Below are 12,401 nucleotides of genomic sequence, written 5' to 3'. Positions count from 1 at the left end.
CGATGAACGCGCAAATCAGCGAAGAGGTTCACGCCCTGTGCCGGCGCTATCAAGCGCTGGCGCTGAGCGAAGACCCGACCACCCTGACGGTCGCGCTCAGCGAAGAAGCGTCGCAGGGGCTGCTGGCGGCGCTGCGTTTCGCCACCGGCAAGCGCATCCATTTGGAACAATGGCCGGCGGCCAGGCTGGAGATGGCGCTGAACCAGCACCACGAGCCGCTCCCGGCGCCATTGACGGCCGAAGAGGACACGACCGACATCGCCTACCCCGACGACGGCGATGCGCCGGTGGTACAGTTCATCAACCAGACGCTGCGCCTGGCTATTCAGCGCCGCGCCTCGGACATCCACTTCGAGCCCTTTCGGCAACATTTTCGCATTCGCCTGCGCATCGACGGCGTGCTGCAAACCCTCGCCTCACCGCCGCAGCAGCTGGCCGCGCGCCTCATCGCCCGGCTGAAGATCCTCGGCCAGTTGGATATCGCCGAGCGCCGTCAGCCTCAGGACGGGCAGCTCAGCCTGACGCTGGACAGCGCGCGCTATGCCATGCGTATCGCCACCCTGCCGACGTTGCACGGCGAAAAGGTGGTGCTGCGCATTCAGCAGAGCGAGCAACAAGAACTGCCGCTGGATCAGCTAGGCATGAGCCGGGCGGATCTGGCGCGCTACGCGACGGCGCTGGCCTGCCCGCAAGGGTTGATCCTAGTGACTGGCCCGACCGGCAGCGGCAAGACGGTGACGCTGTACAGCGGTCTGCGCCAGTTGAACGATGCGCAGAGCAACCTGTGCAGCGTCGAGGATCCGGTCGAGATCCCGCTGTTCGGCGTTAATCAGACCCAGATCAACGCCAAAACCGAGCTGAGCTTCGCCCGAGTGCTGCGCGCCCTGCTGCGCCAGGATCCGGACGTCATCATGATCGGCGAGATCCGCGATGCGGAAACCGCCGAGATCGCGGTCAAGGCCGCGCAAACCGGCCACCTGGTACTGTCGACGCTGCATACCAACTCCACCGGCGAGACCCTGACGCGGCTGATGCACATGGGTATCCCCGGCTACCTGCTTGCCGGCTGCCTAAAGCTGGTCGTCGCCCAGCGGCTGGTGCGCAGGCTGTGTCGCCACTGCCGCTACCCGCACAGCCAGCCGACGCATTTTCCCACCGCGATCTGGCCGGAACCGCTGACTGCCTGGCGTGCCGACGGCTGCGAGCACTGCTTCGGCGGCTACTATGGGCGCATCGGCGTGTATGAACTGTTGGCCATTACGCCGGAAATTCAGGCAGCATTGCTGGCGAACGCCGCTCCCAGTCTGCTGGCGGATATCGCCCGCGAACAGGGGCAGCTTTCGCTGCTGCAGGCGGGTCTGGCGCTGGCCGCCGAAGGTACGACCTCGCTGGAAGAACTGTACCGCGTCATCGACGTCGTCCGGCTCGGCGTAACCACGCCATGAAAGCGCGCCGGTTGTTTCTGTGGCAGGCCTTCGACGCTCAGGGCGCCTTACGCCGCGGCGAATTGATGAGCGATGAAAAACGGCAGGTGAGCAGGTTGCTGATCGAACAAGGCCTGCAACCTTGGCGGATCGGGCACGGCAAACGCGTCACGCCCGGCCAATGGCGCGGAGAACCCTTAATCCACTTCACCCGCCAGCTCGCTACCTTGTTGCAGGCCGGGCTGCCGCTGGTCAATACGCTGCAGCTTCTGGCGGCAGAGCACCCTTCGGCAGCCTGGCGTTGCCTGTTGCGCCTGTTGGCAGAACAGGTGCGCGAAGGGCAGCCGCTCTCCGAAAGCCTTGCCGCGCAACCAGGCGTTTTTCCACCGATCTATCGCCAACTGATCGCCATCGGCGAACTGACCGGCAACCTCGATCGCTGCTGCCTGCAGTTGGCGCAACAGCAGGAGGCTCAGCACCTGCTGCGCCGCAAAGTGACCAAAGCGCTGCGGTATCCCCTTTTCATCTGTGCGGTGGCGCTGCTGGTCAGCGTGCTGATGCTGGTGATGGTGCTGCCGGAATTTGCCAAGGTTTATCAGTCGTTCGATGCGCCGCTGCCCTGGTTTACCCAAGGGTTATTGGGGCTGTCCGCGCTGCTGATCGCCGTTGGCCCCTATTTGGCGCTGCTGCTCGGCGCGTCGCTGTTCGGCTACTTCCGCTGGTTGCATCCGCGCCCTCCGTGGCGCCAACGCGAACAGGCCGCCTTGCTGCGCCTGCCGCTGATTGCCCGGCTGGTGAACGGCGGCGCGCTGAGCCAAACGTTTCGTATCCTGACCATGACCCAACGCGCGGGGCTGACGCTGGTGGAAGGCTTGAACGCGGCGGCGCTGGCGGCGGATCATCTGCTGTACCGGCAGGCGCTGGAGCAGGTGCAACGGCAGATCGCCGAAGGCGAAGCGTTTCATCAGGCCCTGGGTCTGCAACCGCTGTTTCCGCCACTGTGCCGGCAGCTGGTGCGGGTGGGCGAGGAGTCCGGTTCGCTGGACGCCTTGCTGGATAAGTTGGCGCAGTGGTATGAACGGCAGACGCACGAGCTGGCCGATACGCTGGCGCAAACGCTGGAGCCGCTGCTGATGCTGGTGGTGGGCGGGATTGTCGGCGCTTTGGTGATCGCCATGTATCTGCCTATCTTTCAACTGGGCAGCGTGCTGGGATAAAGAAGAGGATAGCGGGCGCCGCGGTGCGCGGCGCCCGAATGCAAGCTGCGGCTTATTTGCTGCCGAAGACGCGGTTTTCCTGCTCCGCCACGCGGATAAAGGTGGTGCGCTTGGTCAGCTCTTTCAGACGCTCGGCGCCGACGTAGGTGCAGGCGGAACGCAGGCCGCCGAGGATATCGCGCACGGTAAACTCCACCTCGCCCCGCAGCGGCAGCTTGACGGTTTTCCCTTCAGCCGCGCGATACTCCGCTACGCCACCGACGTGGCGCTTCATCGCCGACTCGGAGCTCATGCCGTAGAACAGCATGAACTTCTCGCCGTTCTCTTCCACCACGGTGCCTTCGCACTCGTCGTGGCCGGCCAGCATGCCGCCCAGCATCACGAAGTCCGCGCCGCCGCCGAAGGCTTTGGCGACATCGCCCGGCACCGAACAGCCGCCGTCGCTGACGATTTGGCCGCCCAACCCATGGGCCGCGTCGGCGCATTCGATCACCGCCGACAGCTGCGGGTAGCCCACGCCGGTCTTCACGCGGGTGGTGCATACCGACCCCGGGCCGATGCCAACTTTAACGATGTCGGCGCCGGAGAGGATCAACTCTTCCACCATCTCGCCGGTGACCACGTTACCTGCGCAGATGACGTGATCCGGGCAGGCTTCGCGCGCTTTCTGCAGGAAGGCGACAAAGTGTTCAGAGTAGCCGTTGGCCACGTCGATACAGATGAATTTCAGCGCCGGAGACAGGGCCAGGATCTGCTGCATTTTGGCGAAGTCGGCTTCGGAGGTGCCGGTGGAGACCATCACGTGGCGCAGCACCGATTCCGGCATGCGCTGCACGAAGTCAGCCCATTGCTCGACGCTGTAATGTTTGTGTACGGCGGTGAGAACGTCGAAAGAAGCCAGGGCCTCGGCCATGCGGAAGGTGCCCACCGTGTCCATGTTGGCCGCGATAATCGGCACGCCGGACCAGCTGCAACCTGAATGCTTGAAGGCAAACTGACGTTCCAGTTCAACCTCGGAGCGGCTTTTCAGCGTGGAGCGCTTAGGGCGGATCAACACGTCTTTAAAGCCCAACTTCAAATCTTCTTCAATACGCATGACTTATGATTTCCTGGTTAATGGCGACGGATCGCAAGGAGGATATTCGAACCTCTGCCCGACGGCTTTCCAGTGGCGCAAAAAGACGGCGGCGAGATTAATGCCAGTTCCAGTGACGTTATAATACGCGCTAATAATCGCCGAACAAGACTGCGAATTCGCCTTTATTTACGCTACAATCCGACAAATTTACCTGCATAATCGCAGTGTGATTGCCCGCTCATTTTTGCCGTGCCGCTGCGTTTTTTCTCGCCACCCGATCGGTGCCGATGCGCAAGCGCCGCCTGCCGACTTGCACTTCTGCGCGATCGCTTTATGATTCGACTATTATTTTTTTATGAACATCGGATGCACCTAACACCATGGCCTACATTGTTGCGTTGACCGGGGGCATAGGCAGCGGCAAGACGACCGTCGCGAACGCCTTTGCGCGCCACGGCGCAACCCTTGTCGACGCCGACGTGATCGCCCGTCAGGTCGTCGAGCCGGGCACCCCTGCCTTGGCCGCGATCGCCGAACGATTTGGTAATGAAATGTTGCTGCCGGACGGCGCGTTGAACCGCGCTGCGCTGCGTCAGCGCATCTTCAGCCATCCCGATGACAAAACCTGGCTGAACCAGCTGCTGCACCCGCTGATACACCGTGAAACCCAGCGCCAACTGGCGCAGGCCACCAGCCCGTACGCGCTGTGGGTGGTACCGCTGCTGGTGGAAAACGGTCTGCAGGATCGCGCCGATCGGGTGCTGGTGATCGACGTCGACGCCGAAACCCAGCTGGCTCGCACCATCGCGCGCGACGGCGTCAGCCGTGAGCAAGCGCAGAGCATTCTCGCCGCCCAGGCCACGCGCCAGCAGCGCCTCGCCGTGGCGGATGACATTATTGACAACAGCGGCGCCGCTCAGGGGATAGAGCCACAGGTCGCCGCACTGCATCGTCGCTACCTTGAACTGGCGGCAACAGCGCCCCAACAGGATTAAACTGCATGAGTGATGTTTCCCCAACCGTTCTCTTTGAACACCCGCTGAACGAAAAAATGCGCACCTGGCTGCGCATCGAATTCCTGCTGCAACAGCTGCACGGCCAACGCGCCCTGAGCGAGACCGCCATCGCCCTCACCTTCTTTCGCACCGTCTCCGATTTGCTGGACGTGCTGGAGCGCGGCGAAGTACGCACCGAACTGCTCAAAGAGTTGGAACGCCAGCAGCAGAAACTGTTGGCCTGGGCCGATGTGCCGGGCGTGGATATGGCGCTGATCGACCAGCTGCGTGGCCAGCTGAAGTCGCGCTCATCGGCGCTGATGGCGGCGCCGCGCCTCGGCCAGGCGCTGCGCGAAGACCGGCTGATCGGCCTGGTGCGTCAGCGGCTGAATATTCCCGGCGGCTGCTGCAGCTTCGATCTGCCGACCCTGCACATGTGGATGCACGCGCCGCAGCAGGATCGCGATGCCGACGTCGCCGCCTGGCTGCAGTCGCTGGATCCGCTGAACCAGGCGCTGATCATAGTGTTGGATCTGATCCGCCAATCCGGGCCGTTCCGCAATCAAATCAGTCTGAACGGTTTTTTCCAGGACAACGCCGAAGGGGCGGATCTGCTGCGCTTGCGCCTCCATCTGGCACCGCAGCTTTATCCGCAGATTTCCGGCCATAAGACGCGCTATGCCATTCGTTTCCTGCCGCTGGATAGCGAAAATGGCGCGGTGCCTGAACGCCTGACGTTCGAACTGGCCTGTTGTTGAACTTGTGAAAGAAAGCCTTCTCAGCACTGACAGAAGGCGTAAGGAACCGTTATGACGACCGTAGTAAAATGCCCAACCTGTGGCACCGGCGTGGTTTGGGGTGAAGTCAGCCCATTCCGGCCGTTTTGCAGCAAACGCTGCCAGCTGATCGATCTCGGCGAGTGGGCCGATGAAGAGAAGCGCATTCCGAGCAACAGCGATCTGTCGGAAAGCGAAGACTGGAGTGAAATGGACGATCGCTGATCGCCCGCTATTGGCCTGGCGGACGCCAGGCCAACCTTGTTATTGCGCGGCGTTCGCCTGCGCCACCAGCAATTGAATAATGCCGACATTGGCTTCGGGGAACTCGTCTTCACGCAGATCCGCCTGTTTTACCCAGCGCATCGGTTGCCCCTCACGGCCGAACGGCTCACCCGCCCAGGCTTCTACCAGATAAAAATTCAGCGTCACGATACGATCGCTGAAGCGGTGCTCCACCACCTCCAGCAGTTCGGCACGTTCGGCTTCGATACCGGTCTCTTCCCGCAGCTCGCGGCTCAACGCCTGTTCCGGCGTTTCACCCTGTTCGATCTTGCCGCCGGGAAACTCCCAGAATCCGGCCATGTGCGCGTCAGCGGCGCGGCGGGTAATAAAAATTTCCCGCTGAGCATTACGGATGATGCCCACGGCGATATTCAGATGTTTCATCTCACCCTCCTGATGGGTGTCAAAAAAACAGGGGCTCAGCAAGCTGAACCCCTGGGTGTTATCGGTCAACCGCGGCCGGCATTACTGCAGGCGACCGTGGCACTGCTTGTATTTCTTGCCGGAACCGCATGGGCAAGGATCGTTGCGGCCCACTTTACGCTCGGCGGTCGCCGGTGCATTCGGATCTTCAGTCGCCAGCGCGTTCTCGTCGTGGTGGCTCAGCTGTTGCTGCTGCGCCAGACGCTCGGCCTCTTCACGGCGCTGCTGTTCCAGCGCTTCCACCTCTTCCGGCATCCGCACCTGTACCTTGCTCAGCACGCTGATCACTTCATATTTCAGCGATTCCAGCATGGTGGCGAACATGTTGAAGGATTCACGCTTGTACTCCTGCTTCGGATCCTTCTGCGCGTAACCGCGCAGGTGGATACCCTGGCGCAGGTAGTCCATCGCCGCCAGATGCTCTTTCCACAGAGAATCCAGCGTCTGCAGCATCACGCCCTTCTCGAAGTTGCGCATCATCTCGCTGCCGACCACTTCTTCCTTACGCTGATACTGCTCTTTGGCGTTCTCCAGAATGCGTTCGCGCAGCGTCTCTTCGTGCAGCTCCGGCTCTTTGTCCAGCCACTGGGCAATCGGCATCTCCAGATCGAAGTCGTTCTTCAGGCGCTCTTCCAGCCCCTGAATGTCCCACTCTTCTTCCAGCGACTGAGGCGTGATGTAGTTGTCGATGGTGCTCTTGAACACGTCCTCGCGGATGCTGGCGATGGTTTCGCTCACGTCGGACACGTCCAGCAATTCGTTGCGTTGGCTATAGATGGCACGGCGCTGATCGTTGGCGACGTCGTCGTATTCCAGCAGCTGCTTACGGATGTCGAAGTTGCGGCTCTCTACCTTGCGCTGAGCATTGGCGATCGCCTTGGTCACCCACGGGTGCTCAATCGCTTCGCCTTCTTTCATACCCAGTTTACGCATCATGCCGGACACGCGATCCGAGGCGAAGATACGCATTAGGGCATCTTCCATCGACAGGTAGAAGCGGGATGAACCGGCGTCGCCCTGACGACCGGAACGGCCGCGCAGCTGGTTATCGATACGGCGCGATTCATGGCGCTCGGTGCCGATAATATGCAGGCCGCCCGCCGCCAGCACCGCGTCGTGGCGCTCTTTCCAGGCGGCTTTGATAGCTTCGATCTGCTCTTCGGTCGGTTCTTCCAGCAGCGCCACTTCGGCCTGCCAGCTGCCGCCCAGCACGATGTCGGTACCACGGCCCGCCATGTTGGTAGCGATGGTCACCGCACCGCTTTGGCCGGCCTGGGCGACGATGTCCGCTTCCATGGCGTGGAATTTGGCGTTCAGCACCTTGTGGTCGATGCCCGCTTTGGTCAGCTCACGGGACACCACTTCGGATTTCTCGATTGAGATGGTACCCACCAGCACCGGTTGGCCTTTGGCGGTACGCTCGCGGATATCTTCAATGATGGCGCCGATCTTCTCTTTCTCGGTCATGTACACCAGATCCGGCATATCCTTACGGATCATCGGACGGTTGGTTGGCACCACGATCGTGTCCAGCTTGTAGATCGAACTGAATTCGAAGGCTTCGGTATCGGCGGTACCGGTCATCCCGGCCAGCTTCTCGTACAGACGGAAGTAGTTCTGGAAGGTGATCGAAGCCAGCGTCTGGTTCTCGTTCTGGATCTCCACGCCTTCTTTGGCTTCCACCGCCTGGTGCAGACCGTCGGACCAACGGCGGCCCTGCATGGTACGGCCGGTGTGTTCATCGACGATGATCACTTCACCATCTTTCACGATGTAGTCCACGTCGCGGGTGAACAGCACGTGGGCGCGCAGCGCGGCGGTAACGTGGTGCATCAGCATGATGTTGGTCGGCGAGTACAGCGATTCGCCTTCATCCATGATGCCGGCGTCCACCAGCATCTCTTCGATCAGGATCAGACCGCGTTCGGTCAGGTGGACCTGACGCGCCTTCTCGTCCACCGAGAAGTGCCCTTCACCCTTGAAGGTGTCGGAGTCTTCTTTTTCCTGGCGGATCAGTTTAGGGATCAGCTTGTTGACCTTGATGTACATCTCAGAGCTGTCTTCGGCCGGGCCGGAGATGATCAGCGGCGTACGCGCTTCATCGATCAGGATGGAGTCCACCTCATCCACCAGCGCATAGTGCAGTTTGCGCTGCACGCGCTCTTCCGGGCTGAACGCCATGTTGTCGCGCAGGTAGTCGAAGCCGTATTCGTTGTTGGTGCCGTAGGTGATGTCGGCGGCGTAAGCTTCGCGCTTGGCCGGCGCCGGCATGCCCGGCAGGTTGATGCCGATGCTCAGGCCGAGGAACTCGAACAGCGGACGGTTGTTTTCGGCGTCACGCTGCGCCAGATAGTCGTTGACGGTCACGACGTGCACGCCGCGGCCGCTCAGGGCGTTCAGGTAGGCCGGCAGCGTCGCGGTCAGGGTTTTACCTTCACCGGTGCGCATCTCGGCGATGCAGCGGTCGTTCAGCACCATGCCGCCCAGCAGCTGCACGTCGAAGTGACGCATGCCGAACACGCGCTTGCTCGCCTCGCGCACCACGGCGAAGGCTTCAGGGATCAGGCTGTCCAGCGACTCGCCTTTCTCCAGGCGTGCGCGGAACTCGTTGGTTTTCGCTTTCAGCTCGTCATCGGACAGTTTTTCCATGTCCGGTTCCATGCGGTTGATCTGCTCAACCACTTTGCGCATGCGGCGCAGGGTACGATCGTTACGGCTGCCAAAAACTTTGGTTAATAATTTCACTAACATGATGTTTGATATCTCTGTCATGACCGCCGAACACGGCAGTCAACTTGCTATTATTTATGGTTTTTGTGCCCGAAGGGCGAGATCAGACGAGGGCGGCGGGCCCGGCGCGAATGCCCTGCACCTGCGCCACCCACAGGCCGGTCTGGTGGCGCGCCAGCGTGGGCAGCACCTCAAGGTGAGTGTGGCGAATAATGGTCGGCGGTTTCGGCTCGTGCGTCAGCAGCGCGTTGAGGGTAGACAGCAGCGCCAGTTGCGCTACCTGCAAAGGGGGTTCCGCTTCGGCTTCGCTCTCCTGCACCCGCGCATAAACCGCCTGCGGCGCCAGCGCGAAAGAGAGGTGACGAATGACGGTGCGCAGCGCATGTTGCTGCCAATAATCTACGCTGAAGGTAGGACGGCGATGCGCGTCCTGCAGCAGGGCCAGGCTGTTGAACGTGCCATTGGCCGAATTTTGCCGGTTAAGGCTGGACGACGTATTCGGCAGTGCGGCCTGATCGGGGGCGCCGGACAAATTGGAAGACGCGCCAAGCGTGGCCGCAACCATCCCTAACAGGAGATGGGGCCAGAAATAACGTCTGCCAAATTGTCGCCAACGATTTAGAATACCGATCACGAGTTTATAATCCGCCGGAGCCCATTATGCGCGATAGCCGTCCACAATTATTAGATGTCCTGTTCGACGACGCGTCTGCCGGCAGCAAAGGGCCGCTGCATAACGTCCAGCAACGCGCGGTGGCGCTGCTCAAGCTTAACCGTGCAGTGAAGGGCCTGTTGCCCGCTCCCCTGCATCCCTGGTGCCGCGTCGCGAATTTCCGACAGGGTATTTTAGTGCTCGAAACGGCAAATGCCAGTTGGATGATGCGCTTGCGCTACGAACAACCCGCTTTGCTGTCTGCACTACGAGCGCAAATTCTACCATCATTGTCGTCGATCGACATCAGGATTAATCCGGCCTTGATGGCGAAAGGCAGCAACCAGGTGCAAAACGCCGAAAAAGCGCCGGAAAAACCCGTGCCGATGCGGCATTTGAGTCTGGAGAGTGCGGAAGAGCTGAGAGGGTTGGCGAGCCGTAGCCCGGAGAAACTGCGCAAGATATTGGAACGGCTGGCTGCATTGGCCGGAGAGGGTACCAACACAACCAGTCGTGATAAGTAATCAGCGACACAAACTGCAAAACACCCGACAGCCAGCATCATGAGCCTGAATGATCAGGCTCTCAGGGGATGCGCCTGCCGTTATTCGCAGGCGAGGAATTCGGACCTTACGCCAATACGGTAGACGGCGCCTTGAATGCCAACGGCATTTCGGCTTCGTCCTGGAAGGTCACGTATTCCCACGCTTCCTGCTTGGCCAGTACGGCCTGCAGCAGTTTGTTGTTCAGCGCGTGGCCAGACTTGAACGCGGTGAACGCGCCAATGATGTTGTGGCCGCACATGAACAGGTCGCCGATGGCGTCCAGCATTTTGTGACGTACGAATTCGTCTTCGAAACGCAGACCGTCTTCGTTCAGCACGCGGTAGTCATCTACCACGATGGCGCAGTCGAAGCTGCCGCCCAGGGCCAGGCCGCGGGACTGCAGGTATTCGATATCACGCATGAACCCGAAGGTGCGCGCGCGGCTGATTTGACGCACGAACGACTCAGCCGAGAAATCAAGACGATAGCGCTGAGAGCTGGCGTCGATGGCCGGGTGGTTGAAGTCGATGGTGAAGTCCAGGCGGAACCCGTTGTGCGGGGACAGCTCGGCCCATTTGTCGCCGTCTTCAACGCGTACGGTCTCTTTCAGACGCAGGAATTTCTTCGCCGAGTTCAGTTCTTCGATGCCGGCATCCAGCAGCAAGAACACGAACGGGCTGGCGCTGCCGTCCATGATTGGGATTTCAGCGGCGTCGACTTCAATGACGATGTTGTCGATGCCCAGCCCAGCCAGCGCGGCGTTGAGGTGCTCAACGGTCGAAATACGCACGTCATGCTCATTCACCAGGCAAGTACAGAGCATGGTATCACGCACGGATTTTGCATCAGCCGGAAAATCAACCGGTGGATTCAAGTCAGTGCGACGATAGATGACCCCGGTATTAGCCGGCGCTGGGCGCATTGTCAGCGTGACTTTCTTGCCGGTATGCAAACCGACGCCAGTCGCCTGAACAATACGTTTTAATGTCCTTTGTTTGATCATCGTTTTATCTCGCAATGTTATCCATCCTACCAGCCAAGCATACAGCATGGCCGGCGGGACAGTTTAGCACAAAGAGCGGAGATTCCAAATTCTCAGGATATTCTTAGTCTGCCTGTTTACGCAGGAAGGCTGGAATATCAAGATAGTCGGGCTCTTTATTCGGCTGCGCAGCTTGGTCGTTGACCACCTTGGCGGCAGGTTTCACTTCCTGCGGCAGAGGCGACATGCCGTGCTGCTGATAACGGTGATCCATCACTGGCTGGCTGGCCTGCTTATTGGTCACCAGAGTGATTTCTGGACGCTTGTCCATACCGATACCGGTTGCAACCACGGTTACGCGCAGTTCGTCGTTCATTTCCGGATCCAGCGAGGTACCGATAACCACGGTAGCGTTGTCGGAAGCGAACGCACGGATGGTGTTACCCACGGTTTCGAACTCATCCAGACGCAGATCGAAGCCAGCGGTAATGTTGACCAGCACGCCGCGCGCGCCGGACAGGTCGATGTCTTCCAGCAGCGGGCTGGAGATCGCCATTTCGGCCGCTTCTTCGGCACGGTCTTCACCGCAAGCCACGCCGGAACCCATCATCGCGTAGCCCATTTCGGACATCACGGTGCGCACGTCGGCGAAGTCGACGTTCATCAGGCCCGGACGGGTGATCAGCTCGGCGATACCCTGCACCGCGCCTTTCAACACGTCGTTGGCCGCACCGAACGCGTCCAGCAGAGAGATCCCGCGCCCCAGCACTTTCAACAGCTTGTCGTTCGGGATGGTGATCAGCGAGTCCACGTGTTTGGACAGCTCAGCGATACCCTGCTCCGCGAATGCCATGCGCTTCTTGCCTTCGAAGTTGAAAGGCTTGGTCACCACGGCCACGGTCAGAATACCCAAATCTTTAGCCACTTCAGCCACCACTGGTGCCGCACCGGTACCGGTACCGCCGCCCATGCCGGCTGCGATGAAGACCATGTCTGCGCCGTCCAGCGCTGCGCGCAGGGCTTCGCGGTCTTCTTCCGCTGAATTGCGACCCACCTCAGGGTTCGCGCCCGCACCCAGACCTTTGGTAATACCGCTACCAATCTGGATGGTTTGGCCAACCGCCGTTTTGCGGAGCGCCTGGGCGTCCGTGTTCACAGCGAAGAATTCAACACCTTCGATGCGCTCGCGCACCATGTGTTCAACGGCGTTGCCACCGCCGCCGCCGACGCCGATGACTTTAATCACCGCGTCATTGGTTAGTTCCATTGGTTCAAACATAGTTTCTCTCCGTTT

General features: G+C 60.5%; 12 protein-coding genes. 6 read left to right on the top strand and 6 right to left on the bottom strand.

The window, feature by feature from the left end; all coding sequences use genetic code 11:
• Positions 1 to 2 precede the first annotated feature (2 nt).
• Entirely contained in the window at positions 3 to 1,445 is a 1,443-nt protein-coding gene (gene gspE / locus ACJ8KE_RS15745; RefSeq protein WP_442517306.1) for a type II secretion system protein GspE, read from the top strand.
• Positions 1,442 to 2,641 (top strand): protein transport protein HofC, encoded by a 1,200-nt coding sequence (hofC, locus tag ACJ8KE_RS15740; protein ID WP_016929077.1) that lies wholly within the window; start codon positions 1,442 to 1,444, stop codon positions 2,639 to 2,641. The genes gspE and hofC overlap by 4 nt, the downstream gene beginning before the upstream one ends.
• A 52-nt stretch (positions 2,642 to 2,693) precedes the next feature.
• Here hofC and ACJ8KE_RS15735 read toward each other — a convergent pair whose 3' ends face one another.
• Positions 2,694 to 3,737 (bottom strand): GMP reductase, encoded by a 1,044-nt coding sequence (locus ACJ8KE_RS15735; RefSeq protein WP_033641262.1) that lies wholly within the window; start codon positions 3,735 to 3,737, stop codon positions 2,694 to 2,696.
• A 362-nt stretch (positions 3,738 to 4,099) separates the two neighbouring features.
• On the opposite strand from ACJ8KE_RS15735, the gene coaE reads away from it, so the two are divergent.
• Genes coaE through yacG form a run of 3 tightly spaced genes read left to right on the top strand, consistent with a single transcriptional unit; the run spans position 4,100 to position 5,715 of the window.
• A complete protein-coding gene (gene coaE / locus ACJ8KE_RS15730; RefSeq protein WP_079451066.1) occupies positions 4,100 to 4,714 on the top strand; it encodes a dephospho-CoA kinase in 615 nt (204 codons plus the stop codon).
• A 5-nt stretch (positions 4,715 to 4,719) separates the two neighbouring features.
• Positions 4,720 to 5,472, top strand: a complete 753-nt coding sequence (gene zapD / locus ACJ8KE_RS15725; protein ID WP_121976316.1) for a cell division protein ZapD — start codon at positions 4,720 to 4,722, stop codon at positions 5,470 to 5,472.
• Between the two features lie 51 nt (positions 5,473 to 5,523).
• A complete protein-coding gene (gene yacG, locus ACJ8KE_RS15720) occupies positions 5,524 to 5,715 on the top strand; it encodes a DNA gyrase inhibitor YacG (RefSeq protein WP_004932737.1) in 192 nt (63 codons plus the stop codon).
• Between the two features lie 39 nt (positions 5,716 to 5,754).
• Here yacG and mutT read toward each other — a convergent pair whose 3' ends face one another.
• The 3 genes from mutT to secM all read right to left on the bottom strand — a co-directional run bounded on the left by mutT (position 5,755) and on the right by secM (position 9,562).
• Complete coding sequence (gene mutT, locus ACJ8KE_RS15715) at positions 5,755 to 6,159, bottom strand: 8-oxo-dGTP diphosphatase MutT (RefSeq protein ID WP_028127851.1); 405 nt, start codon at positions 6,157 to 6,159, stop codon at positions 5,755 to 5,757.
• Between the two features lie 81 nt (positions 6,160 to 6,240).
• Positions 6,241 to 8,949 carry a preprotein translocase subunit SecA gene (gene secA, locus ACJ8KE_RS15710; RefSeq protein ID WP_033641260.1) on the bottom strand — a complete coding sequence of 903 codons (2,709 nt, stop codon included), beginning with the start codon at positions 8,947 to 8,949 and terminating at the stop codon, positions 6,241 to 6,243.
• A gap of 82 nt (positions 8,950 to 9,031) precedes the next feature.
• On the bottom strand, positions 9,032 to 9,562 hold the full coding sequence (gene secM / locus ACJ8KE_RS15705) for a secA translation cis-regulator SecM (protein ID WP_033641259.1): 531 nt from the start codon (positions 9,560 to 9,562) through the stop codon (positions 9,032 to 9,034).
• Positions 9,563 to 9,588: 26 nt separating this feature from the next.
• On the opposite strand from secM, the gene ACJ8KE_RS15700 reads away from it, so the two are divergent.
• Positions 9,589 to 10,104, top strand: coding sequence for a DUF721 domain-containing protein (locus ACJ8KE_RS15700; RefSeq protein WP_004932751.1), 516 nt, complete (start codon positions 9,589 to 9,591; stop codon positions 10,102 to 10,104).
• 106 nt (positions 10,105 to 10,210) lie between these two features.
• On the opposite strand, the gene lpxC is transcribed toward ACJ8KE_RS15700, so the two are convergent.
• Together lpxC and ftsZ are read right to left on the bottom strand one after the other, a co-directional pair.
• Positions 10,211 to 11,128 (bottom strand): UDP-3-O-acyl-N-acetylglucosamine deacetylase, encoded by a 918-nt coding sequence (lpxC, locus tag ACJ8KE_RS15695; RefSeq protein WP_004932754.1) that lies wholly within the window; start codon positions 11,126 to 11,128, stop codon positions 10,211 to 10,213.
• Positions 11,129 to 11,231: 103 nt separating this feature from the next.
• Entirely contained in the window at positions 11,232 to 12,386 is a 1,155-nt protein-coding gene (ftsZ, locus tag ACJ8KE_RS15690; RefSeq protein WP_004932757.1) for a cell division protein FtsZ, read from the bottom strand.
• Positions 12,387 to 12,401: the final 15 nt, after the last annotated feature.

The organism is Serratia sp. CY56464, assembly GCF_052168435.1.
Taxonomy (GTDB): Bacteria; Pseudomonadota; Gammaproteobacteria; order Enterobacterales; family Enterobacteriaceae; genus Serratia; species Serratia marcescens.
The sequence above is the reverse complement of the archived record's forward strand: the minus strand, read 5'-3'. Positions and strand labels throughout refer to the sequence as shown.